The sequence below is a fragment of the Zobellella denitrificans genome, from assembly GCF_002237365.1.
GTDB classification, from domain to species: Bacteria; Pseudomonadota; Gammaproteobacteria; order Enterobacterales; family Aeromonadaceae; genus Oceanimonas; species Oceanimonas denitrificans.
In genome coordinates, this window is the sequence record NZ_NMUO01000054.1 from 1 (window position 1) to 25,226 (window position 25,226).

At 63.5% G+C, this 25,226-nt stretch carries 24 protein-coding genes and 8 tRNA genes; 9 read left to right on the forward strand and 23 right to left on the reverse strand.

The genetic code is table 11. The features are described 5' to 3' along the window. Positions 1–242: 242 nt before the first annotated feature. From CGX12_RS12175 to pepA, 3 genes are read right to left on the reverse strand one after another with little or no spacing between them, the layout of a single operon-like run. Positions 243–3,095: a valine--tRNA ligase gene (locus tag CGX12_RS12175; protein WP_094040153.1), complete on the reverse strand. Its 2,853-nt coding sequence runs from the start codon at positions 3,093–3,095 to the stop codon at positions 243–245. A gap of 4 nt (positions 3,096–3,099) precedes the next feature. Then, positions 3,100–3,546 (reverse strand): DNA polymerase III subunit chi, encoded by a 447-nt coding sequence (locus CGX12_RS12180; RefSeq protein WP_094040154.1) that lies wholly within the window; start codon positions 3,544–3,546, stop codon positions 3,100–3,102. A 2-nt stretch (positions 3,547–3,548) separates the two neighbouring features. Beyond that, positions 3,549–5,060: a leucyl aminopeptidase gene (pepA, locus tag CGX12_RS12185; RefSeq protein WP_094040155.1), complete on the reverse strand. Its 1,512-nt coding sequence runs from the start codon at positions 5,058–5,060 to the stop codon at positions 3,549–3,551. Positions 5,061–5,214: 154 nt separating this feature from the next. Between pepA and lptF the strand changes: the two genes are divergently transcribed. Both lptF and lptG read left to right on the forward strand, forming a co-directional pair. Further along, positions 5,215–6,330 carry an LPS export ABC transporter permease LptF gene (gene lptF, locus CGX12_RS12190; RefSeq protein WP_176442055.1) on the forward strand — a complete coding sequence of 372 codons (1,116 nt, stop codon included), beginning with the start codon at positions 5,215–5,217 and terminating at the stop codon, positions 6,328–6,330. Continuing rightward, positions 6,330–7,400, forward strand: coding sequence for an LPS export ABC transporter permease LptG (gene lptG, locus CGX12_RS12195; protein ID WP_094040157.1), 1,071 nt, complete (start codon positions 6,330–6,332; stop codon positions 7,398–7,400). The genes lptF and lptG overlap by 1 nt, the downstream gene beginning before the upstream one ends. A gap of 83 nt (positions 7,401–7,483) precedes the next feature. Here the strand turns inward: lptG and CGX12_RS12200 are convergent, their stop codons facing one another. Continuing rightward, positions 7,484–7,978 carry an RDD family protein gene (locus tag CGX12_RS12200; protein ID WP_094040158.1) on the reverse strand — a complete coding sequence of 165 codons (495 nt, stop codon included), beginning with the start codon at positions 7,976–7,978 and terminating at the stop codon, positions 7,484–7,486. Positions 7,979–8,156: 178 nt separating this feature from the next. On the opposite strand from CGX12_RS12200, the gene CGX12_RS12205 reads away from it, so the two are divergent. From CGX12_RS12205 to CGX12_RS12215, 3 genes are all read left to right on the forward strand, one after another. After that, positions 8,157–8,241 (forward strand) — tRNA-Leu (locus tag CGX12_RS12205). Between the two features lie 76 nt (positions 8,242–8,317). Next, positions 8,318–9,655 carry a 23S rRNA (uracil(1939)-C(5))-methyltransferase RlmD gene (rlmD, locus tag CGX12_RS12210; protein ID WP_094040159.1) on the forward strand — a complete coding sequence of 446 codons (1,338 nt, stop codon included), beginning with the start codon at positions 8,318–8,320 and terminating at the stop codon, positions 9,653–9,655. Between the two features lie 61 nt (positions 9,656–9,716). Further along, a complete protein-coding gene (locus tag CGX12_RS12215; RefSeq protein ID WP_094040160.1) occupies positions 9,717–9,917 on the forward strand; it encodes a hypothetical protein in 201 nt (66 codons plus the stop codon). A 30-nt stretch (positions 9,918–9,947) separates the two neighbouring features. Here the strand turns inward: CGX12_RS12215 and CGX12_RS12220 are convergent, their stop codons facing one another. The 7 genes from CGX12_RS12220 to rsmC form a co-directional block, all read right to left on the reverse strand. Next, the gene (locus CGX12_RS12220) at positions 9,948–10,781 is read right to left on the reverse strand and encodes an ion transporter (RefSeq protein WP_094040161.1); all 834 of its coding nucleotides are present in this window, start codon (positions 10,779–10,781) and stop codon (positions 9,948–9,950) included. A 173-nt stretch (positions 10,782–10,954) separates the two neighbouring features. Continuing rightward, a complete protein-coding gene (locus CGX12_RS12225) occupies positions 10,955–11,515 on the reverse strand; it encodes a CBS domain-containing protein (RefSeq protein ID WP_094040162.1) in 561 nt (186 codons plus the stop codon). Positions 11,516–11,574: 59 nt separating this feature from the next. Beyond that, complete coding sequence (locus CGX12_RS12230; RefSeq protein ID WP_094040163.1) at positions 11,575–11,910, reverse strand: hypothetical protein; 336 nt, start codon at positions 11,908–11,910, stop codon at positions 11,575–11,577. A gap of 158 nt (positions 11,911–12,068) precedes the next feature. Further along, positions 12,069–12,154 (reverse strand) — tRNA-Leu (locus tag CGX12_RS12235). 74 nt (positions 12,155–12,228) lie between these two features. After that, a tRNA-Leu gene (locus CGX12_RS12240) sits at positions 12,229–12,314 on the reverse strand. A 55-nt stretch (positions 12,315–12,369) separates the two neighbouring features. After that, positions 12,370–12,455, reverse strand: a tRNA-Leu gene (locus CGX12_RS12245). Positions 12,456–12,580: 125 nt separating this feature from the next. Further along, the gene (rsmC, locus tag CGX12_RS12250; protein WP_094040164.1) at positions 12,581–13,600 is read right to left on the reverse strand and encodes a 16S rRNA (guanine(1207)-N(2))-methyltransferase RsmC; all 1,020 of its coding nucleotides are present in this window, start codon (positions 13,598–13,600) and stop codon (positions 12,581–12,583) included. A 293-nt stretch (positions 13,601–13,893) separates the two neighbouring features. Between rsmC and dapA the strand changes: the two genes are divergently transcribed. Then, positions 13,894–14,766 (forward strand): 4-hydroxy-tetrahydrodipicolinate synthase, encoded by an 873-nt coding sequence (gene dapA, locus CGX12_RS12255; protein ID WP_094040165.1) that lies wholly within the window; start codon positions 13,894–13,896, stop codon positions 14,764–14,766. A gap of 45 nt (positions 14,767–14,811) precedes the next feature. Continuing rightward, the gene (locus tag CGX12_RS12260) at positions 14,812–15,393 is read left to right on the forward strand and encodes an HAD family hydrolase (RefSeq protein ID WP_094040166.1); all 582 of its coding nucleotides are present in this window, start codon (positions 14,812–14,814) and stop codon (positions 15,391–15,393) included. A gap of 18 nt (positions 15,394–15,411) precedes the next feature. Here the strand turns inward: CGX12_RS12260 and hfq are convergent, their stop codons facing one another. From hfq to mutY, 10 genes are all read right to left on the reverse strand, one after another. Next, the gene (gene hfq / locus CGX12_RS12265; RefSeq protein ID WP_094040167.1) at positions 15,412–15,789 is read right to left on the reverse strand and encodes an RNA chaperone Hfq; all 378 of its coding nucleotides are present in this window, start codon (positions 15,787–15,789) and stop codon (positions 15,412–15,414) included. 299 nt (positions 15,790–16,088) lie between these two features. Then, entirely contained in the window at positions 16,089–17,285 is a 1,197-nt protein-coding gene (locus tag CGX12_RS12270) for a multidrug effflux MFS transporter (protein ID WP_094040168.1), read from the reverse strand. A 125-nt stretch (positions 17,286–17,410) separates the two neighbouring features. Beyond that, on the reverse strand, positions 17,411–17,620 hold the full coding sequence (locus CGX12_RS12275) for a cold-shock protein (RefSeq protein ID WP_094040169.1): 210 nt from the start codon (positions 17,618–17,620) through the stop codon (positions 17,411–17,413). Between the two features lie 351 nt (positions 17,621–17,971). Continuing rightward, positions 17,972–19,555: a diguanylate cyclase domain-containing protein gene (locus tag CGX12_RS12280; RefSeq protein ID WP_176442056.1), complete on the reverse strand. Its 1,584-nt coding sequence runs from the start codon at positions 19,553–19,555 to the stop codon at positions 17,972–17,974. Positions 19,556–19,755: 200 nt separating this feature from the next. Next, a tRNA-Thr gene (locus CGX12_RS12285) sits at positions 19,756–19,831 on the reverse strand. Positions 19,832–19,935: 104 nt separating this feature from the next. Continuing rightward, a tRNA-Phe gene (locus CGX12_RS12290) sits at positions 19,936–20,011 on the reverse strand. Between the two features lie 31 nt (positions 20,012–20,042). Then, a tRNA-Phe gene (locus CGX12_RS12295) sits at positions 20,043–20,118 on the reverse strand. A 31-nt stretch (positions 20,119–20,149) separates the two neighbouring features. Beyond that, positions 20,150–20,225: transfer RNA gene (locus CGX12_RS12300), tRNA-Phe, on the reverse strand. A 94-nt stretch (positions 20,226–20,319) separates the two neighbouring features. Continuing rightward, a complete protein-coding gene (locus tag CGX12_RS12305; RefSeq protein WP_094040171.1) occupies positions 20,320–20,595 on the reverse strand; it encodes an oxidative damage protection protein in 276 nt (91 codons plus the stop codon). Further along, positions 20,592–21,653, reverse strand: a complete 1,062-nt coding sequence (gene mutY / locus CGX12_RS12310) for an A/G-specific adenine glycosylase (protein ID WP_094040172.1) — start codon at positions 21,651–21,653, stop codon at positions 20,592–20,594. Before mutY ends, CGX12_RS12305 begins: the two co-directional genes overlap by 4 nt. Before the next feature lie 164 nt (positions 21,654–21,817). Here mutY and CGX12_RS12315 point away from each other — a divergent pair, with 164 nt between their 5' ends. Together CGX12_RS12315 and trmB are read left to right on the forward strand one after the other, a co-directional pair. Next, positions 21,818–22,996 (forward strand): aminotransferase-like domain-containing protein, encoded by a 1,179-nt coding sequence (locus tag CGX12_RS12315; protein WP_094040173.1) that lies wholly within the window; start codon positions 21,818–21,820, stop codon positions 22,994–22,996. Positions 22,997–23,149: 153 nt separating this feature from the next. Further along, complete coding sequence (trmB, locus tag CGX12_RS12320; protein WP_094040174.1) at positions 23,150–23,866, forward strand: tRNA (guanosine(46)-N7)-methyltransferase TrmB; 717 nt, start codon at positions 23,150–23,152, stop codon at positions 23,864–23,866. Positions 23,867–23,941: 75 nt separating this feature from the next. On the opposite strand, the gene coaE is transcribed toward trmB, so the two are convergent. Together coaE and CGX12_RS12330 are read right to left on the reverse strand one after the other, a co-directional pair. Then, positions 23,942–24,547 (reverse strand): dephospho-CoA kinase, encoded by a 606-nt coding sequence (gene coaE / locus CGX12_RS12325; RefSeq protein ID WP_094040175.1) that lies wholly within the window; start codon positions 24,545–24,547, stop codon positions 23,942–23,944. Next, a partial coding sequence (locus CGX12_RS12330; protein WP_094040176.1) for a prepilin peptidase occupies positions 24,544–25,226 on the reverse strand: 683 nt, incomplete at its 5' end. The genes CGX12_RS12330 and coaE, both read right to left, overlap by 4 nt.

A 25,226-nucleotide genomic window follows, 5' to 3' on the forward strand; every position in this document is an offset into this window, starting at 1 on the left:
CCTGGGTGAGCACGCCGGGGCCGGACAGCCCGGTAGCCGGCGGGGATAGGGGCGCCATGGTGGTGCCGGACCGGAGGGGGGCCGTGCTCGCCGGGCCGCCACAGGCGGTCAGCAGCAGGGCCAGCAGGCTGAGATGGACGAGGCGCATAAGGCGGCTCCGCGGCAGGGATCCAGACCCTAAGTGTATCGGGCCAAATAAAAAGCGCCCATCGGCGGGCGCTTTATGGTCCAGGGTGAGGTAATCAGAGGCTCGCTATCTGCTCGCGCTGGGCCTGCAGCTTGGCCAGGGTGGCCTGGTAGTCGGCCAGCTTCTCCTGCTCCTTGGCCACCACCTCGGCGGGGGCCTTGGCGACGAAGCCCTGGTTGTTCAGCTTGCCTTCCAGCCGCTTGATTTCACCGCCGACCTTGTCGAGCTCCTTCTGCAGGCGTGAAAGCTCCGCGTCCTTGTCGATAAGTCCCGCCATCGGTAGCAGCAGCTCGGTGTCGCCGATCAACTGCTTGGTGGACACCGGTGCTTCTTCATCGGCGGCCAGCAGGGTGATGCTGTCGAGCTTGGCCATGGCCCTGAGGAAGGCGTCGTTGTCGGTGGCGCGGCGGGCGTCGTCCCCGGCCGGGCGCAGCAGCACGTTCAGCCCCTGGCCGGGGGGGATGTTCATCTCGGCGCGCAGGTTGCGGATGGACACGATAAAGCGCTTCACCCACTCCAGATCCGCCATCGCCTGCTCGTCTTCCAGCGCCGCATCGGCTTGCGGGTAGGCGGCCAGCATGATGCTGTCGCCGGCGCGGCCGGCGAGCGGGGCCACCCGCTGCCAGATCTCCTCGGTGATAAAGGGGATCATGGGGTGGGCCAGGCGCAGCAGGGTTTCCAGCACCTCGATCAGGGTCTTGCGGGTAGCGCGCTGCTCGGCCTCGGAACCGTGCCACAGCACCGGCTTGGTCAGCTCCAGGTACCAGTCGCAGAACTGGTTCCAGATAAACTCGTAGAGCGCGTTGGCGGCCCGGTCGAAGCGGTAGCCGTCGAGCGCGGCGCGCACGTCCCGGATGGTGGCCTGCAGCTGGGCCTGGATCCAGCGATCCGCCAGGGAGTACTGCAGTTCGCCGCCGCTCTGGCCGCAGTCCTGCTGCTCGGTGTTCATCAGCACGTAGCGGGAGGCGTTCCACAGCTTGTTGCAGAAGTTGCGGTAGCCGTCCAGGCGCTTCATGTCCCAGTTGATGTCCCGGCCGGTGGAGGCCATGGCGCACAGGGTGAAGCGCAGGGCGTCGGTGCCGTGGGGCTCGATGCCCTCGGGGAACTCCCTGCGGGTGTTCTTCTCGATCTTGGCGGCCAGCTGGGGCTGCATCATGTTGCCGGTGCGCTTGGCCACCAGCGACTCCAGATCGATGCCGTCGATCATGTCGAGCGGGTCCAGCACGTTGCCCTTGGACTTGGACATCTTGTCGCCGTTCTCGTCGCGGATAAGGCCGGTGACGTAGACGGTCTTGAACGGCACCTGGGGCTTGCCGTTCTCGTCCTTGATGAAGTGCATGGTCATCATGATCATGCGCGCCACCCAGAAGAAGATGATGTCGAAGCCGGTGACCAGCACGCTGGAGGGGTGGAAGGTCTCGAGCTCCGGGGTCCGCTCCGGCCAGCCCAGGGTGGAGAAGGTCCACAGCGCCGAGCTGAACCAGGTGTCGAGCACGTCTTCGTCCTGGCGCAGACTGACGTCATCGCCAAGGTGATGGGTGGCGCGCACCTCGGCCTCGTCCCGGCCCACGTAGACCTGGCCGTTGTCGTCGTACCAGGCGGGGATGCGGTGGCCCCACCACAGCTGGCGGGAGATGCACCAGTCCTGGATGTCGCGCATCCAGGAGAAATACATGTTTTCGTACTGCTTGGGCACGAACTGGATGTCGCCGTCCTCCACCGCCTGGGTGGCCACCTTGGCCAGGGGCGCGGCGCGTACGTACCACTGATCGGTAAGCATGGGCTCGATCACCACGCCGCCCCGGTCGCCGTAGGGCACGGTCAGCTCGTGATCCTTGACCCCGTCGAGCAGGCCCAGTTGTTCCAGCTCGGTCACCACGGCGGTGCGGGCCTCAAAGCGGTCCAAGCCGCGGAAGGCTGCGGGCAGCTCGGCGCCGTAGGCGTCGGACGGCTCGCCCTTGGTGGTGAACACCTCGGCCTGGTCGCGGATCTCGGCGTTGAGGGTGAGCACGTTGATCATCGGCAGGCCGTGGCGCTTGCCCACCTCGTAGTCGTTGAAGTCGTGGGCCGGGGTGATCTTGACGCAGCCGGTGCCCTTTTCCATGTCGGCGTGTTCGTCGCCCACTATGGGGATACGGCGGTTGACGATGGGCAGGATGATGTCCTTGCCGATCAGATCCTTATAGCGCGGATCCTCCGGGTTTACCGCCACCGCGGTGTCGCCCAGCATGGTCTCGGGCCGGGTGGTGGCCACCACCAGGTAATCCTTGCCGTCGGCGGTCTTGACGCCGTCGGCCAGGGGGTAGCGGAAGTGCCACATGTGGCCCTTCATCTCGCGGTTTTCCACCTCCAGATCGGAGATGGCGGTGTGCAGCTTGGGATCCCAGTTCACCAGCCGCTTGCCGCGGTAGATGAGGTCGTCCTCGTACAGGCGCACGAACACTTCCTTCACCGCGTTGGACAGGCCTTCGTCCATGGTGAAGCGCTCGCGATCCCAGTCCACCGAGGCGCCCAGGCGGCGCAACTGGCGGGTGATGGTGCCGCCGGATTCCTTCTTCCACGCCCAGATCTTGTCGATAAAGGCGTCGCGGCCGTAGTCGTGGCGGCTCTTGCCCTCTTCGGCGGCGATCTTGCGCTCCACCACCATCTGGGTGGCGATGCCGGCGTGGTCGGTGCCCACCTGCCACAGGGTGTTCTTGCCCTGCATGCGCTGGTAGCGGATCAGGGTGTCCATGATGGAGTCCTGGAAGGCGTGGCCCATGTGCAGGCTGCCGGTCACGTTGGGCGGCGGTATCATGATGCTGTAGGCATCTTTGCTGGTGTCGCCGTGGGCCTTGAAGTAGCCCTTGCTTTCCCATTGCTGGTACAGGGCCTGTTCGATGGCGCTGGGATTAAACGTCTTTTCCATGGTGTTATGCGTCTTCAGTTTGGGATGGTGCAGGTTCGGTGGTCAGTTCGACCCCGGCCTGACGATAGGCTTTAAAGCGTTCACGGGCCTGCTGCTTGCCGGCCTCGTCGGATGGCACGAAGTCATACAGCCGGCTGAAACGCCGGGCGAAGGCCGGGGCCTGGGGCGCCAGGTTGATCAGCACCGGCCTGGCGCCGTGAGGCGCCTGCGGGCTGATCACCACCGGCGCCCCCTGGCGCGGGCCTTCGCCTTGCAGGTTGTGGGCCACGAAGCTGTCCGGCTCCTGCTGCCACAGCCGCTCGTCCAGGGCTTCGGCCTGGGCCTGGTCGGCGGTGTGGATGAACACTCCCTCTCCCTGGCGGTAGCAGTCGGTGGCGAGCCGGCACACCAGCCGCTCCAGAAAGGTGGCGTCGGCATGGTCAGGCAGCAGGTAGAAACAGCCCCGGTTCATGTTCATTCTTCGGCGTTGTTGACGCCGGAGCGGTTCAACAGAAACTGGGTCAGCAGCGGCACCGGTCGGCCGGTGGCGCCCTTCTCCTTGCCGCTCTTCCAGGCGGTGCCGGCCACGTCCAGGTGCGCCCAGTTGTACTTCTTGGTGAAGCGGCTGAGGAAGCAGGCGGCGGTGATGGTACCCGCCGGCCGGCCGCCGATGTTGGCCATGTCGGCGAAGGGGCTTTCCAGCTGCTCCTGGTACTCGTCGCCCATGGGCAGGCGCCAGGCCCGGTCGCCGGCCTGTTCGGAGGCGTTGAGCAGCTCGTGGGCCAGGGGGTTGTGGTTGGCCAGCAGCCCCGAGGTGTGGTGGCCCAGGGCGATGATGCAGGCGCCGGTGAGGGTGGCCACGTCCACCACCGCTTCCGGTTCGAAGCGCTCGATAAAGGTCAGGGCGTCGCACAGCACCAGACGGCCTTCGGCGTCGGTGTTGAGGATCTCCACCGTCTGGCCGGACATGGTGGTGAGGATGTCGCCGGGGCGATAGGCGTTGCCGTCGGGCATGTTCTCGCAGCCGGCCAGCACCGCCACCACGTTGACCGGCAACTGCAGTTCGGCCAGGGCGTGCATGGTACCCAGCACCGCGGCGGCGCCGCCCATGTCGTACTTCATTTCGTCCATGCCGTCGGCCGGCTTGAGCGAGATGCCGCCGGCGTCGAAGGTCAGGCCCTTGCCCACCAGGGCGATGGGGCGGGCACCCGGGTCCGGGTTGCCCTTGTATTCGATCACCGACATCATGGCTTCGTTGTGGGAGCCGCGGGCCACCGCCAGGTAGGCGTTCATGCCCAGCTCGGCCATTTCTTCCTCGCCGATCACCCGGGTGCTGATGTTGTCGTAGGCGTCGGCCAGCTGGCGTGCCTGGGAGGCCAGGTAGGCCGGGTTGCACACATTGGGCGGCATGTTGGCCACGTCCCGGCAGATGCGCACGCCCTTGGACACGGCCAGGCCGTGCTGGATGGCGCGCTCGCCTATGGTCAGCTCCCGTCGCGTGGGCACATTGAACACCAGCTTGCGCAGCGGGCGGCGCGGCTCGGCCTTGTTGGTCTTGAACTGGTCGAAGCTGTAGAGGCAGGCCTGGGTGGTTTCCACCGCCTGGCGGACCTTCCAGTAGGTGTCGCGGCCCTTGACGTGCAGCTCGGTGAGGAAGCACACCGCCTCCATGGAGCCGGTCTCGTTCAGGGTGCTGATGGTCTTTCTGATGATCTGCTTGTACTGGCGTTCGTCCAGCTCGCGCTCCTTGCCGCAGCCCACCAGCAGCACCCGTTCGCCCAGCACACCGGGCACCTGGTGCAGCAGCAGCATCTGGCCGGCCTTGCCTTCCAGATCGCCCCGGCGCAGCAGGGAACTGAGGTAACCGTCGCTGATCTTGTCCAGCTGCTCGGCCACCGGCGACAGCCGGCGGGGTTCGAAGACACCTACCACTATGCAGGCGCTGCGCTGTTTTTCGGGGCTACCGCTTTTGACACTGAACTCCATGGATTCTCCTACAGCCTGAAGACAATGGGCGCCAGATGAACGATAATGATGGCCATCGCCAAGGCGCCGATCTTCGCGTACTTAATATACGAAAATCGTGATTTTACGCTTATTGTTAAGCGTTTCCATTAAAAAAGACAAGTTTACACTGGGATTGACGGTGATTGCATTCCGCTATTTGTTTCGGGAAACCCTGAAGACACAACTGGCCGTGTTGTTCGTCTTGCTGCTTATCTTTATCAGCCAGAATTTTATCGAGGTGCTGGGCGAGGCGGCCAGCGGCAAGATCCCCGGTGCCCTGGTGGGCCGGCTGCTGCTGCTCAACATGCCGGAAATGGCGACCCTGATGCTGCCGGTGAGCCTCTTTATCGGGGTGCTGTTCGCCCATGGCCGGCTCTATGCCGAGAGTGAAATGACGGTGATGAAGGCGGTGGGGATGGGGCCGGGCAAGATCATGCGGGCCACCCTGATCCTCGCCCTGTTCTGGATGGGCGTGTCCCTGGTCAACTCGCTCTGGCTCAATCCCTGGTCCAGGGAGCAGATCTACCAGATCCGTGACCAGGTGCAGTCGGATCCGGGCTTTGCGGTATTGCGCGAGGCCCGCTTTATGAGCCTGGACGGCGGCCGCATCGTGGCCTACGTGGAGGAACTCAAGCCGGACAGCGCCGGCGACCGGCTTAACCGGCTGTTCGTGGTGCAACGGGGCCAGTCCCAGCAGGCGCCGAGCGTGGTGGTGGCCGACGGCGGACGCATCCATGAGCGCAACGGCGGCCAGTGGCTGACCCTGGAGGAAGGGCGGCGCTACAGCGGCAGCCCCGGCAACCGCCAGTTCGACGTGGCCGAATTCGAGGAATACAGCGCCTATATCCGCCCCGCCGAGGTGACCGCCTCGGAGCACAAGGCGGCGGCCAGCTCCAGTGCCGCCTTGTGGCGGTCCGGCGAGTTGCGGGACCAGACCGAACTGCAATGGCGCCTGGCCATGCCCCTGTCGGCCCTGGTGCTGACCCTGATGGTGGTACCGCTGGCGGTGGTGAATCCGCGCCAGGGCCGCTACGCCAAGCTGCTGCCGGCCATCCTGCTCTACCTCGCCTATTTCCTGCTGCAAAGCGCCGCCCGCTCGGCGGTGGAGGCGGGTAGCCTGCCGCTCTATCCCGGGCTCTATACGGTGCCGCTGCTGTTCCTGTTGCTGGTGGCGTTGCCCCTCAACCTGCTGGAAACGGCCTGGTGGAACCGGATCCGGGAAAAACTCAAAGGGAGCAAAACCGCCTGATGTTCAGTATTCTCGACCGTTACATCGGCCGCACCGTGCTGATGTCCATCCTGTTGTGCGAACTGGTCCTGGTGGGGTTGTCCGCCATCATCCGTTACGTGGAGCAATTGCGCAGCGTGGGCGAGGGCAGCTATACCCTGCTGGCGGCCTTCTACTACGTGCTGCTGTCCATGCCCAAGGAAATCGTGCTGTTTTTCCCCATCGCCGCCCTGCTGGGGGGCCTTATCGGCCTGGGACAGCTGGCCAGCTCGAGCGAGCTGGTGGTGATGCAGGCCTCCGGCAGCTCCCGCTTCAACATCGTGACCAGCGCCCTGAAGACGGCGCTGCCCTTGATGCTGCTGATCATGCTGGTGGGGGAATACGTGGCGCCGGTGGCCAAGCTGGCGGCGGATGACCTGCGCACCCAGTCCCGCTCCAACGGCCAGGTGGTGTTGTCGGTACACGGGGTCTGGGCCAAGGATGCCGAGGCCTATATCAATATCGGCCAGGCCCGGCGCGACGGCACCCTGAGCAATGTCACCCTCTATTATTTCGACGAGGACATGAAGCTCAGCCGTATCACCCAGGCGGCGCAGGCCGAATACGGGGACGACCAGTGGCAACTGCTCAACGTCACCCATACCCTGTTCAACCACGGGGTGGCCATTACCACCGAGCGGGAGCCGGCGTTGGCCTGGCGTTCCAGCCTGACCCCGGAGAAGCTGGGGGTGGTGTCCATCGATCCGGATGAGCTGTCGATGCGCGGCCTGTGGGAATACCGGGCCTACCTGGAGGAAAACGGCCAGGACGGCAGTCGCTACGCCCTGGAGTTCTGGCGCAAGGCGCTGCAACCGGTGATGGTGGTGGCCATGATGCTGCTGGCGTCGTCCTTCGTGTTCGGCGCCCTGCGCAGCGTGACCATGGGCGCCCGCCTGCTGATGGGCATTTTGTTCGGCTTCGGCTTTTATGTAGCCAACGAGGTGTTCGGCCCCATCAGCCTGGTCTACGCGGTGCCGCCGGCGATCGGTGCCCTGGGGCCCAGCCTGCTGTTTATCGGGGTGGCGCTTTTTTTGCTGAATCGCCGGGCCTAGGCGTGAGGGGAGAGGGGATAGGCGTGGGGACTCCGCCTCACCCCTCACTCCTTCCGCCTCACCCCTCACTCCTCACGTACCTATCAATCCCGGCTCAACAGCTGCCGGTTCTGCTCCTTGGTCAGCACCACCACCTCGCAGTCGGCGATCCTGTCCTGCAGCGCAAGTTTGGTGCCCGGGTTGAGCCAGACCCAGAAATTGCCCAGCCCCAGCAGGGCGCTGACGGCCCGCATCAGGGCTTGGGTGATGCTCAGGCGGCTGCCGTCGGTGTTCTGCACCCGCAGGCGCCAGGCGCGCATGCCGATGGTCTGGCCGCTGGTATGCCAGAACCAGCAATAAAAGCCCAGCACCACCGCCAGCAGGTAGAGGCTGTACAGCCGGCTGGCGCCGAGCAGGGCGGCGGTGTCATCGTGCTGGCCCAGCCCGATCCAGCCCAGGGCCAGGGCCAGTTGGGTCAGGCCGAAACCGGCAAAGCCGGCCACCATCAACAGCGCCGCCACCACCAGCACGTCATACAGCCAGGCCCCCAGGCGACGCATCACGCCCGCCCTGGGCAGCCCTACATAAGAAGAAACCACCGCATATCACCCGTTTTGCCAAAAAGTGGCTGCATTCTAGCAAAAGCGGCGGCGGTGGTAACCGTTGCCTGTGCGGGCAATTAATGCGCAATCATCCGGCCAGCCTTCAGAATCCGCTTGCGGGGCCTGGGCGGATACGTATAATGCAAGCCGCTCACCCTGGTGAGCCTACCAAAGTGGCAGTGTGATGGAATTGGTAGACATGAGTGATTCAAAATCACTTGCCTTCGGGCGTGCCGGTTCGAGTCCGGCCACTGCTACCACTTAAACCCAGCATAGGCTGGGTTTTTTTGTTTTTGCTAAGCTGACAGCCAGCGTCAATTTTCAGAGTGCAGTCCCATGTTAAAACCCGGCCAGCAGGTTACCGTTTCCGTCCACAGCCTTACCGACAAGGGGGATGGCATTGCCACCCTGGGCGGGCGGCCGCTCTATGTCGAGGGTGTGCTGCCGGGAGAGCAGGCCGAGGTACGGCTGACCCTGGTCAAGCCCAACTTCTGCCACGGCCGGCTGGTGCGGCTGGTGCAGGCGGCGGCCTGCCGGCGCGAGGATTTCTGTCCCTACACCGCCTGTGGCGGCTGTCAGGTGCGGGTGATGGATTACCAGGCCCAGCTCGAACTCAAGCGCCAGTTGCTGCTGGATGCCCTCAAGGCCCAAGGGCTGGACTGTCCGGTGGCCCAAACCCTGGGCATGGACGATCCCTTTCATTACCGCAACAAGGCCCAGTACGCGGTGCAGCCCGGTCCCTTTATCGGCTTTTACGCCAAGCACAGCCACCAGCTGGTGGAGGTAGAGCAATGCCGGGTGCAGGCACCGGAAACCGCCGAAGTGGTAAGGCGGGTGCGGGACTGGATGCGCGGCACGGCCCAACCCGCCTATAACGAGGCGACAGGGGAGGGAGTGGTGCGCCATATCATGGTACGCAACGGGGTGAACAGCGGCGAGCTGATGGTGGTGCTGGTGGTGGCGACAGCGCCGGCCGACGATGCCCTGGCACTGCTGGTGGCCGGGCTCGAGTCGTTGCCCGGCCTGGCCAGCCTGGTGCTCAATATCAACGGCGACGGCGGCAACCGGGTGCTGGGGCCGGACAACCGGCTGCTTTGGGGCAAGGAGGCCATTTCCGACAGCCTGGACGGCCTGGAATTCGCCATCTCGCCCCTGTCCTTCTACCAGGTCAACCCGCGCCAGACCGAGGTGCTCTACCGGGAGGCGTTGCGCCAGGCCGATCTCAAGGGCCATGAGACGGTGTTCGACCTCTACTGTGGCATCGGCACCATCGCCTTCTTTATGGCCCGGCAAGCGCATCGGGTGATCGGTGTGGAGCTGGTGCCGGAGGCGATTGCCGACGCCCGCGCCAACGCCGGGCGCAATGGCCTGGCCAACGTGGAGTTTCACCTGGGGGCGGCGGAGACGGTGGTGCCCGGGCTCTACCGGCAGGGACTCAGGGCGGATGCGGTGGTGGTGGATCCGCCGCGCAAGGGCTGCGACCGGGCGCTGCTCGAGACCCTGGCCGAGATGAAGCCCGAGCGGCTGGTATATGTGTCCTGCAATCCCAAGAGCCTGGCCCGGGATCTGGCCTGGCTCAGCAAGCACGGCTTCGGGCTGGCACAGGCCACGCCGGTGGACATGTTCCCCCACACCATGCACGTGGAAACCGTGGCCCTGCTGAGGCGGCGGTGAAGAAAACCTTGCAAATTATCAAATGATAACTATTATCAATAACTCGACAAAGGAGGCGCTTATGGTCGTGTTATTGGTACTGGCATGGTTGACGGTGGTGTGGTGGGTGCCCGCATCGGGCCTTACCCTCTGGCTGAGCGCGGGCTTCGCCCTGTTCACCCTGGTGCTGGCCATGCCCTCGGTCAGCCGGCACTGGTACTGGCTGCCGGTGGGCGGCCTGGCTGGCCTGGGGCTGGCCCTGGGACTGCTGCTGGGCGCCTGAGGCGGGAAGCGGGCCGCTGCCCGCTCCGGCTCAGGCTTTTTTGCTCTGCTCCTGCAGCAGGGCTTCCATCCGGTTCAGCTGTTCCCGCATCCGGGCCAGCTCCTGTTGCAGTGCCTGCTGCTCCTGGGCCGGATCCTCGCCGTTTTCCGCCTTGAACTTCTCGCTTTCGCTCTGCATCACCTCCAGCACTATGCCGATCATCATGTTGAGGAAGATGAAAGCGGTGAGGAAGATAAAGGTGACGTAGTAGATCCAGCTGTAGGGATACAGCTCCATGGTGTCGTACATCACGTCGGTCCAGTCCTCGAAGGTGGCGATGCGGAACAGGGTCAGCATCGCCAGGCTGATATTGCCCCACAGGAAGTCGTCGACGCCTTCGAAGATAAAGCTGCCGACGGCCGCGTAGATGTAGAAGATGATGAACATCAGCAGCGCCACATAGCCCATGCGCGGTATCGAGACCACCAGGGCATTGAGCAGCACCCGCAGTTCGGGGATCATGGACACCAGCCGCAGGGCGCGGAATACCCGCAGCAGGCGGGCGATCAGTACCGTCTCGCTGCTGTCGATGGGGATGATGCTGGCCAGCACTATCACCAGATCGAAGATGTTCCAGCCGGATTTGAAAAAGTCCCTGAACCTGGGCTCGGCGGCCATGCGGATGGCGATCTCCACCAGGAAGAACAGGGTGACGGCGGCATCCAGCACCGCCAGTATGTGCTCGAAGCGGCTGACGTTGTCGTAGGTCTTGGCGCCCACCACCAGGGCGGACAGCACGATGACGCTGATCACGAAGCCTTCGAACAGCTTGTTGCTGCGCAAACGCAAAAAGCGGGCCTGCAACTGGGCGAATCCGTTACTCATCTGTTTTTATATCTCGAAACCAAAAAGGGTGATCTTGACGGGGCCATGCACCCGGGCACGGCGGGGTGAGGCTGCATGGTAATACAGCGACCGGGCCGATGTCACCTTATGGTCGGGCACATTCTTCCCGCGGTGCAGGCGGAAGGGAGCGGCGGCCGGGGCCGCCGCCGTGCTCAGGATGAGAGCGAATCGAAGATGTTGAGGAAGGTGGGTGCCCTGCGGATGTCGAGCTGCATTCCCAGTCGCTGCGCGATGTCCCGCGCCGAGATCAGCCCCCGGATATGGTGCGAACCCCGGTCGATGACCAGGCAGTGGCGCTCGCCATTGGATTGCAGGGCATGGATCACGTCGGCGATGGTGCTTTGCTGCAACTGCTGATAATCCAGCGCCCTGAGCTTGTCCCTCGGACACATCAGATCGGTGACCAGTATCTCGTCGCGGCTGTCGCCGTTGGCGACGCGCTGTACGAAGGCCTGACCGCTCAACTGATCGAGCTGGATCAGGCCAAGCAGTTCTTCCTGCGAGTCCACCACCAGCTTCAGCCGGGTGTGGTCGTGGTGCATCATTTCCAGCACGTCGGCCGCCCGGGTGTCGGCGTCTATCATGGTGGGCGGGTTCTGCTTGAAATCGTTCAGCAGGCCAAGGGCAGGAGAGTCCAGCTGCAGATCGGGCATATCCCCGGGCTGGACCAGGTGATCGCGGTGTTCAACGGCGTACAGGTGCAGTGTTTTCATGTCGTTCCTCCTCGACCCTTTCAGGGAAAGGGCCACAGACAATCAAAGATAAAGGCGGATCAGGCTGGCTGATCCCGGTGTCTGGGGTTGGGAACGGAAAGCGGGGGGCCGCGTACCTGGTGTTCGGTAAGGAAATAAGGCGGGGTCGCTGGCGCCACAGGCAACTGCTGTGCCAGCCAGGGCCAGGGTTGCCTGTGGCTTTGGAAAGGCAGTGCCGGCTCCGGATCATCGCTTCCTTCCTGCTCCTGCAGGAACAGGACCTGCCCGGCCGGCGGATTGACCACCTGGGCATGCTGCTCCGCCGCCAGCAGCGAGGGCGCGGCCACGACCGGGGCCGGCGGCGAGCAAAGCAGGCCGAGATACAGCAGCAGGGCGAGGGCACTGAGCCAGGGCAAGGCGACGCTCCATTAACGATATATTAACAACATGCGGGCATCATCCGACGAATCGGTGACAAAGACAAGGGGAGGGAGAGCCGGAAACGAAAAAACACCAAACGACGTCGGTGCAATGGCAAAAAGTACGGTGTGGTTATGTGCTGTAACAACAATCTTGGTGCGAAGGGGGGGACTTGAACCCCCACGTCCGAAGGACACTAACACCTGAAGCTAGCGCGTCTACCAATTCCGCCACCCTCGCATACCTGATTGTCCGGCTGTTTTAGATGAGCCACCATCCTGAATTTCGGGCAGGGTTGCCAAACCTGAGCGGTTTGGTGCGAAGGGGGGGACTTGAACCCCCACGTCCGAAGGACACTAACACCTGAAGCTAGCGCGTCTACCAATTCCGCCACCCTCGCATACCCGAATTGTCCGGCTGTTTTAGATGAGGCCGTCATCCTGTTTACTCAGTCGTGGTGCGAAGGGGGGGACTTGAACCCCCACGTCCGAAGGACACTAACACCTGAAGCTAGCGCGTCTACCAATTCCGCCACCCTCGCCCGTGCTGAGGACTGCGAATTCTATAGATTTTTTATCGGCCGTCAATACGCTTTTTCCGGGAAAAATTAAAAAAAACCGGCCTTGGTGGCCGGTTGCTCAAAAAACGCCGGGTTTGCGTGATAATTCAGCGTCGGGCCCGGTAGATCCTGAACTTGCCGGTGGCGGCCAGGGTGTCGCAATGACCGAAGCTTTGCTCGATAAGCTCGGGATAGGGCAGAAAGGCGTTGGCCACCAGGATGAGTTCGCCCCCCGGCTTGAGATAGTCGACCGCCCGGGCGAGCAGGGTCTCGGTGGTGTGGTAGAAGGTCTTGAGGCCCGCATGGAAGGGCGGATTGGTGATGATATGGTCGAAGCGGCCGTCGACCTGGGCCAGGCCGTCGGAGGCGTACACCTCGGCCTCCAGCCCGTTTTCCGCCAGGGTCAGCCGGCTGGCCTCCAGCGCCAGGGCATTGATGTCGATCATCTCAAGCTGGATCCCCGGATGGCGCCGCAACAGGCTGGCGCCGATGACGCCGGCGCCGCAGCCGAAGTCGAGCACCCGGCCGTGCAGTTCGCCGACGCTGTCCAGCAGCAGCCGGGAGCCGTTGTCGAGATGTCCGGCGCTGAACACCCCGGGCAGGGTGCAGACGGTCAGCTGTTCTTCCGGCAGGGAATAGCGGCTCACCCAGTCGGCCAGCCGGAAGGGGGGGGCCGGGCGGACCAGTTGGGCCTGATAGAGGCTGGCGCGCCGGGCGCTGTCGAGCTTGTTCACCTGGTCGCAGTAGGGGGCCAGCAGCTTGGGCGCGGCCTTGACCCCGCCCTTGTTGTCGCCGGCGATAAAGACGGGCGCACCGGGCGCGAGCAGCGGCAGGCAGGCCGCCAGCAGGTAGTCGGCCTCAGCCTTGGCCTTGGGCATCAGCAGCAGCAGGCCGGCGGCGGGCCCGGGTCCGGGCTGACTGCCGAATTCGACCTTGACGTCATTTTTGCCTTCAAGCCACAGGAAATAGCGAAAATCCGTGGTGAACACCCGCGGGGCGTTGCCGGCCTCGGCCAGCAGCCCGGGCAGGTTGTCTTCCAGCAGGCCGCAGATCAGCAGCGGCTGGCGGCTCAGGGTGTCCAGATTACGGGTCAGCATCTCGCCGACCGGGGTCAAGGCCTCAAACATCTCGGGCTCCGCAACAAATAAGGGAATTGGACATTATACATGGCGCCACCCCCCTTGACATTTGCCGGGCATTAGCAAAAGATGCAGTTCAAGGTCTTTTTAGGTGCAAGTCATGGTTTTTATCGTTAAACGCAAACCGGCCAAACCGCTCAAGCGAAAAGCGGCGACCCCTATTGCGTGACCGACGCCAGATCCTCATCAAGACGAGCAGTTCTCAAACCCCGGTTACGCAGCAGCGACCGGGGTTTTTTAATCCAAATTTTTCAATCCTCTAGCCAGGAGAAGGAGTTTCCATGTTTCGCGGTTCTTTAGTTGCCCTGCTGACCCCCTTTGACGGTGACCGTCTCGACGAGGCTGCCCTGCGCCGCCTGGTCGACTGGCACATCGAGGAGGGTACTCACGGCATTGTGCCGGTGGGCACCACCGGGGAAAGTCCGACCCTGAGCCATGACGAACACTGCCGCGTGATCGAGATAGTGGCAGAGCAGGCGGCGGGCCGGGTGCCGGTGATCGCCGGCGCGGGCTCCAATAACCCGGTGGAGGCGATTGAATACAGCAACTACGCCCAGCAGGTGGGGGCCGACGCCACCCTGCATGTGGCCGGCTATTACAACAGGCCCAACCAGGAAGGGCTCTACGCCCACTTCCGGATGTTGCACGATGCCACCGAACTGCCGATCATCGTGTACAACATTCCGCCGCGGGCGGTGGTGGACATCAGCCCCCAGACCATGGCGCGCATCGCCGAGCTGCCGCGTATCGCCGGGGTAAAGGACGCTACCGGCGATCTGGCGCGTCCCTGGGCCGAGCGGCAACTGATCAAGAAGCCCTTCGCCTGGCTGTCCGGCGAGGACGGCACCGCCGTCTCCTATAACGTGGCCGGCGGCCAGGGCTGCATCTCGGTTACCGCCAACGTCGCCCCCCGGCTCTGCGCCCAGTTGCAGGAGCTGACCCTGGCCGGCAAGTGGGAGGAAGCCCGCGCCCTGCAGGACAGGCTGTTGCCGCTGCACCAGGCGATGTTCGCCGAGCCCAACCCGGCCTGTCCCAAATACGGCCTGTCGTTGCTGGGGATGGCCAGCGAAGCCTGCCGGATCCCGGTGGTGCCGCTGCAGGAGAGCACCAAGGCGCGTATCCGCCAGGTGATGAAAGAGCTGGAACTGATTTAACCCTTATGGCCGCGCGAGCGGCCATCTTGTTTTTTGGTGGCACAGATGCATCCGCAACACTTTGATGGCTTGATTTTTGACCTTGATGGCACCCTGGTCGACACCATGCCCCTGCACCTGGCGTCCTGGGAGCTGGCGGCGCGGGAGTTCGGTTTCGGCTACGACGCCGGCTGGCTGTACGATCTGGGCGGCGTGCCCAGCCGCAAGATAGTGGACCTCATCAACGGCGAGCAGGGGCTCCGCCTCGACGGCGACCGGGTGGTGGCGGTGAAAAACGGCCACTATCAGCAGCTGTTGCCCGAGGCCCGGCCCTTCCCGGCCATGCTGGCCCTGCTGGAGCAATACGCGGACAAGCCCATGGCCATCGGCACCGGCTCTTCGCGGGTCAATGCCGAGCGGGTGCTGCTCAATACCGGGCTGCGGGACTATTTTCCGGTGGTGATCACCGCCGACGACGTGAATCTGCACAAACCGAATCCGGACACCTATTTGCTGGCCGCCCGGGAGCTGGGGCTGAACCCCGGCCATTGCCTGGTGTTCGAGGACACGCCCATCGGCCGGCAGGCGGCGGAGGCGGCGGGCATGGCTTGCGTGATGGTGGTGGAGGGCCGGCCCCTGCTGGGCTGACCCTGTTTGCCAACTGACTTAGCGCTGTTCGCCCTGATCGTCGTCCTGGTGATCGTGGTGCTGGTCGTCACGATGGTTGTGGTGATCGTGATGGCTGTCGTAGCGGGGGCGGCGGGGCTTGTTGATGATGACCCCGGTGCGCGGCGGCCGGCGGGTCGCCGGGGAGATGGTGGAAATCTTGGCTTTGTAAATCAGTTGCTGCTGACCGCGGGGGTCGGACAGCAAAATGCTGTATTGGTCAAAGGCACTGATCATCCCTTCCAGCTTGATGCCATTGGTGAGGAAGATGGCGCAATGAGTCTGATTCTTGCGCAACCAGTTCAGTGCCGCATCCTGTCCGTTACCCAATGAGAAGGCTTGCTGCAGCGATTGGGGATTAGATGATTGGGCAGTCATGTAGGCAGTCCTGTTTGTTATTTTGCAATCTTGATTGTGCTTAATGAATGCCCGCCTTGTCAAAGTAAAGCTCACATTAATCCCATAACAGGGCAGCAACTTAAAACGTGAGCAGTGCGACGGCGATATCTTACCTGTAGGCGCCCGTTTACGTGGCGCAAACCTGCCAACGGCGTGGGGTATGGAAATTGGGCGCCGGTTTGTGCCGGCTAAAGCGGCACCTACAGTGACGGTTACAGCGGCACAAACCGGCAGCTACGCAGAGCCTGGCTGCCTGATTTTTAAACTATCGTGGTGCTCTAGGCATCCGCGTCGGCCAGCCGTCGTTGCTCCCTGGGCAGGCGGTTCAGGCTGAGCAGGGCCAGGGCGGCCAGCAGCATGATGGTGAGGGCGCAGGCCTCACCCGGCGACAACGGCAGGAGCGACGCCAGGTAGGAGGCGGTGGCGGCGCCGGCCATCTGCAGGCAGCCGAGCAGGGCGGCGGCCCGGCCTGCCCGGTCCGCGAAGGGCGCCATGGCGGAAGCCGCCGCTGCGCCCAGCACCAATGAAAAGCCCACCGAGCAGAGCGCCACCGGCAGCATAAAGGACCAGACGGAGGGGGCCGAAGGCAGCCAGAGCAGCATGGCGAGGCCGCCGCCGAGCAGACAGAGGGCGCCTCGCTTGACCACCCGGTGGCGGCCCAGGCGCCGGCTCAGCCTGGGAGCGGAAAAACTGGCCGCCATCACCACCAGGGCGTTGGCGCCGAAGGCCAGGGCAAACTGGGCCTCGCTCAGCCCCAGTTGCACCATCAGGATCAGCGGGGCGAAGGTCACATAGGTGAGGATGCTGCCCATGGCGGCGACACAGGTCAGCACATAGACCCGAAAGGCCCGGTGCCGCCACACCGCCTGGTAGGCGTGGGGGGAGAGCAACGGCTGGTGGCGGGTATGGGCGGGGCGGCTTTCCCGCAGGCGAGCCATCACCAGCACCAGGGCCAGGGTGGCGAACAGGGCCAGGAACAGGCAGTTGGCCTGCCAGCCGAAACTCAGGGTCAGCCAGGCGCCCAGTACCGGCGCCAGCGCCGGGGCCAGGCAGAGGGCGCCGTTGAGGTAGGAATAGGCCCGGGCGCTGTCGCCGGCGTCGAGCTTGTCGCGCACCACCGCGAAGACCACCACCGAGGTGCCGCAGGCTCCCAGTCCCTGGATCAGGCGCCCCAGCAACAGCAGGGGCAGTTCAGCCGCCAGGGCACTCACCAGGGAGCCGGTGAAAAACAGGCCGATGGCACAGAGGGCCACGGGACGCCGGCCCTTGTTGTCCACCAGGGGGCCGAACACCAGTTGTCCCAGTCCTACCGCCAGCATGAATACCGACAGGCTGAGCTGGATGTCGGCGGCACTCACCCCGAGGGATATCGCCATCTGCGGCATGGCCGGCAGGTAGATGTCGATGCCCATGGGGCCGAACAGGATCAGGGGAAGCAGCAGCAGAACCAGGCTGATGACGGGGCTTTGGGTCATGTAATCTGTTCCTTTGCGGAAAAAAGGAGCAATTATAACCGCAGGGTCAATAAAAATCAGGGGCGGGATAAATAAAAAAGCCGCGCCCGGAGGCACGGCTTAGGAATTCTTGGTGAGGTAGGCTCTTACAGAGGAACTACGTTCTCAGCCTGAGGACCTTTCTGGCCTTGAGCTACAGTGAACTGTACTGCTTGGCCTTCAGACAGAGTTTTGAAACCCTGGGTCTGGATGGCGCTGAAGTGTACGAACACGTCAGGACCTTGTTCTTGCTCGATGAAACCGAATCCTTTGGATTCATTGAAGAACTTTACTTTACCTTTAACGATATTAGACATACCTAAATCCTGTAACAAACTTGCATTGTAAATAGCTTAGAAAAATACCGGTTTAACTTATGAAATACAGGACGAGGTACTACTAGGAACTTCGTAACAAGAACATAAATATAGCCGTATTCTTCGAGCTGGGGTCACTCTAACCCGTTACCAGATGGGGGTCAACAGGTATTTTTGTGAGCAGAAGCGCTTTCATCGAACTTTAACAAAGCCCCCCGGCGCGGAGGGTCTGCTTAGCGGAACCCAGTCGCTGCCGGTAGTGATCTACCATCCGGAACGGCTATTTATCGGTATGAATATATCTGGTTGAGCCCTTGGCGGGGGGCGGCCCGGCGGTGCGCATGTTTTGCTTCAGGGCCATAAGAGACCAGATCCCTGAGGCGGCACTATCACATAGTGGCCCTTGCCGGCGTGCTTGGCCCGGTACATGGCCCGATCCGCCTGGCCGAGCCAGGTTTCCAGCTCCTGCCCGGCGTCACAGGGCAGTACCATGCCGATGCTGGCGGAGAGGCCGACCCGGTCGCCCCGCTCCAGGACGACGGGGCGTGCTATCTCGTCCAGCAGTCGCTGCAGGATCTGCTCGGCCAGCTCTCTGCCGCGCAGCCCCGGCAGCAGCACGACGAACTCGTCGCCGCCTATCCGCGCCAGGGTATCGGTGCTTCTCAGCACCCTGGTCATCCGCCTGGCCAACCGGGCCAGCACCTCATCTCCCGCCTGGTGGCCCAGGCTGTCATTGACCTCTTTGAATCCGTCCAGATCGAGCAGGCCGATGGCGGAAAAACTGCCTCGGCGTTGATCGGCGAAGAGGGCCTGGTTTACCCGATCGACCAGCAGGGAGCGGTTGGGCAGGCTGGTGAGTGTGTCGTAGTAGGCCAGTGCGTCCAGCTCTTGCTGACGTAGCAGCAGGCTGGTGTTGGCCTGGGCCAGCATCCTGGCATCGCGCAGGGACCTGGCGACAAAGGCCATCAGCACGGCGGTGAGCAGGAGCGAGACGACCATCAGCCACAGCGGCTGCCGGCTGCGAGATGCACCGAGGAACTGTTCAGAAGGTGACAGGACAAGCTGCCAGCTGCGGCCCGGCAGCTCGAGCGGAAAGGCGAGCTCGCCGGGGCCGGCCGCGGAGGGGGAGGCCGAGCCGGGATAGATGGATCTGGCCGGCTCCTCGGTTACATCCAGCAGACGCAGCCCGCTGTTCAACTCTCCATCCTCGATCAGCTCTCGCAGCAAGATCTCCGGTCGCAGCATCAGAATAACCAATCCCTGTACTTCCTTGGACTCCGGCACTCCGGGCAGGGCATATAGGGGCTGGTAGATGGCGATGGCCAGGGGGCCCTGTGGATCCTGCACTATATGGAAGGGGGGGCTGCTGGCCTGCTGGCCCCGGCTGAGTACCTGCCGGACAACCGGGGCGCTGTGGGGGCGGTTCAGGGCATCGAGGCCGGCCACGGAACTGTTGAGCCTTTCGGGCGCGGCAAAGAGGATGGGGAAGTACAGCTCCCGTTCGGGGGCCCTGTGCATGTCATCCGCGTCAGGGGTGGTATCGAAGATGCCCATGGGGGCGAGTCCCTCGGCGGCCAACTCGGCTTCTACCATGGCACGCCGGGCATGGGGAACGCGGGGGGCCCAGTGCACCGCGGTGATTTCGGGATAGGAGGCGATTACCGAAGTGACGAAGCGATGATATTCTTCGCGCGTCAGTTCTTCCGAGGCGATAAACAGCCCCCTGAAGGCATTCAGCAGCCCCCTGGCGTTGTCGATGAATTGTTGTGCCCGCAGTGCCTGCACCTGGGCCAGGCGTTCGAATTCCTTGTGCCGGAGCTGTTCCTGGAGTGCGCTTCCCCTGGAGTAGGCACTCAGGGACAGGTAGATGCCCAGCGCGGCGATCACCACCAGTATTATGTGGTGGGAGTATTGACGACTGAAAAGAGTGTTCAAGGTAAGTGACTCGCCGGCTTGTTGCATATTGCAATGGCTTATCACTAGCAAGATTTCTGCCCTGGCGCAAGGGCGCCGGGGCGGGTATGAAGCCCGGGTGCTGGGAACGACGACCATTGGCCTCTGGGGAGAGGATCCATCGTCATGCCAGGCGGGGCTGGAAAAGGGCACAAAAAAACCAGCGCTCTGGCTGGTTGGGATGGTGCCGGCAGAAGGAGTCGAACCCTCGACCTACTGATTACAAGTCAGTTGCTCTACCAACTGAGCTATGCCGGCTACTCTGATAGTGCTTGAATATGGCGCCCAGAGGCGGAATCGACCGCGCCCGGCCAGGGACCAGAGCGGGGATTTTCAATCCTTTGCTGCACTGGCTATCAATATGGTGCCCAGAGGCGGAATCGAACCACCGACACGGGGATTTTCAATCCCCTGCTCTACCGACTGAGCTATCTGGGCTGGGAGTCTTAATTAAAAGAACACCTGAAAATGGTGCCCAGAGGCGGAATCGAACCACCGACACGGGGATTTTCAATCCCCTGCTCTACCGACTGAGCTATCTGGGCTGGGAGTCTTAATTAAAAGAGCACCTGAAAATGGTGCCCAGAGGCGGAATCGAACCACCGACACGGGGATTTTCAATCCCCTGCTCTACCGACTGAGCTATCTGGGCAACGGGGCGCCATTAAATAGGATTGGCCAGGGCAAGTCAACCGCTTTTTGGAAGGCCCGAACGCGTTCGCTCAAGCCTTGAACAAAGCGGCGATTTACTCCGCGGAAGGGGGGGTGTAACCCTCGATTTTCACGTCGGCGCCCTCGAACAGATAGGCGACCATCTCCTGCTCCAGCAACTGGCGGTGCTCGGCATTCATCATGTTGAGCTTCTTCTCGTTGATCAGCATGGTCTGCTTCTTCTGCCAGTCGGCCCAGGCCTCCTTGGAGATGTGATCGTAGATGCGCTTGCCGAGCTCCCCCGGATAAAGCTGGAAATCCAGGCCTTCGGCCTCTTTCTGTAAACGCTGGCAAAAAATAGTACGGCTCATAAGTTTTTCCTCTCTTGCAGTTGCGGGTAGGCCAGCAGTTTTTTGGTGGCGGCAGCCAGGCCTACCGAGGCGGGTTGCTGCAAGTTATACCAAAGACGTTCATCCCCCGCCATGACCTCGGCCGGCAAGCGGGGCAATTCCACCAGCCAGGGCTCGATATCCAGGTGGAAGTGGCTGAAGGTATGGCGAAAGCCGGGCAGGGGCCGGGGCTCGCCGGCCTGGGGATAGCGTGTTAGCCAGGACTTGAGCTCGTCCTGGTCCCTGAACTCGGGAAAGCAGTAAAGCCCGCCCCAGAGTCCCTGGGGTGGGCGTTGCACCAGCAGGATCTGCTGCTGGCACTTGAGCAGCAGGAAGCTGGCCCGTTTTTCCGGCTGCACCCTCTTCTTCGGCTTGCCGTGGGGAAAGGCGGCGGGCGTGCCCAGCGCCAGCCCCCGGCAATCGTCCCGCACCGGGCACTGCTCGCACCTGGGTTTGCTGCGGGTGCAGATGGTGGCGCCGATATCCATCATCGCCTGGTTGTATTGGCTTACCCCCGCTCTGGGCGTGAGCCGCTCCACCTGCTGCCAGAGGGCGTTTTCCACCTCTTTCTTGCCGGGCCAGCCTTCCTGGGCCAGCCAGCGGCTCAACACCCGCTTGACGTTGCCGTCGAGGATGCCGTGATGCTGACCCAGGGACAGGGACAGCACGGCCCCGGCGGTGGAGCGGCCTATCCCCGGCAGGCCCAGCACCTCTTCGAAGCGTTCGGGAAAGCGCCCCTGGTAGTGATCGCGGATCACCTGGGCCGCCCTGTGCAGGTTGCGGGCCCGGGCGTAGTAGCCGAGCCCGGTCCAGTGATGCAGCACCTCGTCCTGCCCGGCGTCGGCCAGGCTGACCACGTCGGGAAAGCGGGCCATAAAGCGCTCATAGTAGGGGATGACGGTGGCGACCTGGGTCTGCTGCAGCATGATCTCGGATACCCATACCCGGTAGGGGGTCTTGTGCTGCTGCCAGGGCAGGCTCTTGCGGCCATGTTGTTGATACCAGGCCAGTATGCGTTCGGCGAAGGAGGCTGTGTTCACTGTGGTCGGAAAGTCGATTCGAATGGGGAGATCAGAGCACAGCGTCGGGGCCAGTGCAAACCCGCGAGACACAGCTGTTGTTTGTGGTTTGTTATTCCAATGTTTTCTGATACAAAAGAAGGGTTTTGTTGGTGCCCGCCGTGCCCGTAATCAGAGAGACCCCTATGCAGCCCTTTTTTGCCCAGCGCTTTGCCAAGGTAGAGCCTTCCTTCATCCGTGAAATCCTCAAAGTCGCCGTCAATCCGGAGGTGATCTCCTTCGCCGGCGGCCTGCCCAACCCCGACTTCTTCCCGAGCGAGGAGCTGGAAGTGGCCACGGCCAAGGTGCTGCGGAACAAGGGCAACGGCGCGCTGCAATACGCCGCCACCGAGGGCTTCGGCCCGCTGCGCGAGTACATCGCCGAGCGCTACCGCACCCAGCACGGCCTGCAGGTGTCGCCGGATAACATACTGATCACCAACGGCTCCCAGCAGGCGCTGGATCTGATCGGCAAGGTGCTGGTGGACGAGGGCTCGGATCTGATCATCGAGGAGCCGGGCTACCTGGGGGCCATCCAGGCGCTGTCGGTCTACCAGCCCAACTTCCGTGGCGTTTCCCTCAACGACGACGGCCCGGATCTGGCCGAGCTGGATGCCCTGCTGGCCGAGCCCAACCATGCCCGGCTGATGTACGGGGTGACCAACTTCCAGAACCCGTCGGGCCTGAGCTACAGCCTGGAAAAACGCCGGGCGGTGGCCGAGCGGCTGATCCGGCACAATGTGCTGATGGTGGAAGACAACCCCTACGGCGAGCTGCGCTTCGAAGGCGAGCACCTGCCGCCCATCGCCAAGCTGGCACCCGAAAACGTGGTGCTGCTTGGCTCCTTCTCCAAGGTGGTGGTGCCTTCCTTCCGCCTGGGCTGGATGGTGGTGCCGGATTGGCTGCGTCAGAAGATCACCATCGCCAAGCAGGCATCCGACCTGCACACCAACGGCTTCGTGCAGCAGGTGCTGTACAGCTACCTGCAGGACAACAGCCTGGACGCCCATATCGATCGCATCCGCACCGTCTACGGCCAGCAGAAAAAGGCCATGGAGCAGGCGCTGCTGCGCCACTGCCCGGGGCTGGATTTCACCCGGCCCGAGGGCGGCATGTTCCTGTGGCTGAAGCTGCCGCAGCACCTGAGCGCCATGGACTTGTTCAATCTGGCGATCAAGGAAAACGTGGCCTTCGTGCCGGGCCGGCCCTTCTATGTGCGTCCGGACATTCTCAACACCGCCCGTTTCAGCTATTCCGGCGCCGATGCAGCCACCATAGAGGAAGGCATCAGCCGGCTGGGCCGGGTTATCCAGCAGGTGCTTTGAGCGCGGCCATCGGCCATAAGAAGCCGCCGGTTTATACCGGCGGCTTCTTTATATCTGGTGAACGCTTCCCGCTTGCAGCCTGACGTTTTTTGCCCTTGCACCTTTGGGCTAACTTTGGATAATTCGCCTTCCCAAGCCAGCCGGAGAAAGCAGATGACAGATCAACACCCGCCCGTTCAAACCGAGGATGAACTGCGCAAGCGCAAGATCCGCAGCTTCGTGCGCCGGGAAGGCCGCCTGACCAAGGGCCAGGAGAAGGCCCTGGCCGAGCAGTGGCCGGTGATGGGGCTGGAATTCAGCGGCCGGTTGCTGGACCTGGACGCGGTGTTCGGCCGCAGCGCGCCCCGGGTGCTGGAAATCGGCTTCGGCATGGGCGCGTCCCTGGTGGAGATGGCCAGGGCGGCGCCGGAGCAGGACTTTATCGGCATTGAGGTGCATACCCCGGGGGTGGGCGCCTGCCTGATGGCGGCCGCCGAGGCCGGACTGACCAACCTGCGGGTGATGTGCCACGACGCGGTGGAAGTGTTCGAGCAGATGCTGCCCGAGCAGAGCCTGGATCGGGTGCAGCTGTTTTTTCCCGATCCCTGGCACAAGAAGCGCCACCACAAGCGGCGCATCGTGCAGCCGGCCTTCGTTGAGATGGTGCGCAGCAGGCTCAGGATCGGCGGCGAATTCCACATGGCCACCGACTGGGAAAACTACGCCGAGCACATGCTGGAAATCATGCAGGCCGCCCCCGGCTACGCCAACGCCGCGCCCGAGGGCGACTATATGCCCCGGCCTGACTACCGCCCGCTCACCAAGTTCGAGCAGCGCGGCCATCGCCTGGGCCACGGGGTCTGGGATCTGATCTTCACCCGTACCGCCTGAGGCGGTTGCCCTGTTGCCAACTGAGCCCAGGCAAGTCCTGGGCTTGGCTGTGTATGGGGCCGAGGAGAGGGGTGACTAACCGGACGCGGCCAGGGCCAGGTATTTTTGGTGCATTGCGGCTACCGCCGCCTTGAGCCGGGCCGGGTCGGGGCCGTTGTTGTCGATAACGTCGTCGGCTGCGGCCAGACGTTGCTCCCGGCTGGCCTGGGCGGCCATGATGGCGCGGATCTGCTGCTCGCTGCTGTGGTCGCGTTTGACGGTGCGGGCCAGTTGCTGCTCGGGGGAGACATCCACCACCAGTACCCGTTGGCAAAGGGTGGTCAGGCCGTTTTCCACCAGCAGTGGCACCACCAGCAGGCAGTAGGGCGGACGGGCGGCGGCGCAGGCGGCGATCATGCGCTCCCGGATCAGGGGGTGCAGCAGGGCATTGAGCCAGTCTTTCTGCCCGGGGTGGGAGAATACCCGCTCGCGCAGGACGCGGCGGTCGAGGCGGCCCTGGCTGTCCAGGACCTCCTGGCCAAAGTGCGTGGCAATGGCCGCCAGCGCCGGTTCCCCGGGTGCCACCACCTCGCGGGCGATGATATCCGCGTCTATCACCTCCACGCCCAGTTCGGCGAACAGACTGGCCACGGTACTCTTGCCGCTGCCGATGCCGCCGGTCAGTCCCACCACATAGCTCACAGCGCCACTCCCCAGTAAATCCGCATCAGTGGTTGCCCCCAGAGCAGGTAAATCCAGCCGCCCAGGGCCAGCGCCGGGCCGAAGGGCAGCACCCTGTCTTCGCCCAGTCGGCGCAGGGCCATCAGCCCCAGGCCCAGGGCCGCGCCGGCGGCGGATGCCAGCAGCAGCACCGGCAGCAGGCTCTGCCAGCCGAACCAGGCGCCGATGGCCGCCAGCAGCTTGAAGTCGCCGTAGCCCATGCCCTCCTTGCCGGTGACGAGCTTAAACAGCCAGTACAGGCTCCACAGTATGCCGTAGCCGAAGGCGGCACCGAGCACGGCGCTGGCCAGCGGCACGAAGAGGGCATTGATATTGAGCAGCAGTCCCAGCCACAGCAGCGGCAGGGTGAGGTTGTCGGGCAGCAGCAGGTGATCCACGTCGATCAGGGTCATGCACAGCAGCACCCAGCTGAACACCAGGGCCGCCAGCAGCTGGGGGCTGGCGCCGAAGCGCCACAGGGCCAGCCCGGCCAGGGCCGCCGAGGCCAGCTCCACCAGCGGATAGCGCCTGGCGATGGGGGCCTGGCAGTAGCGGCAACGGCCCCTGAGCCAGAGCCAGCTCAGCAGCGGGATATTGTCGAGCACCCCCAGCTGGTGGTGGCAATGGGGGCAACGGGAGCGGGGCCGGCACAGGTTGAAGG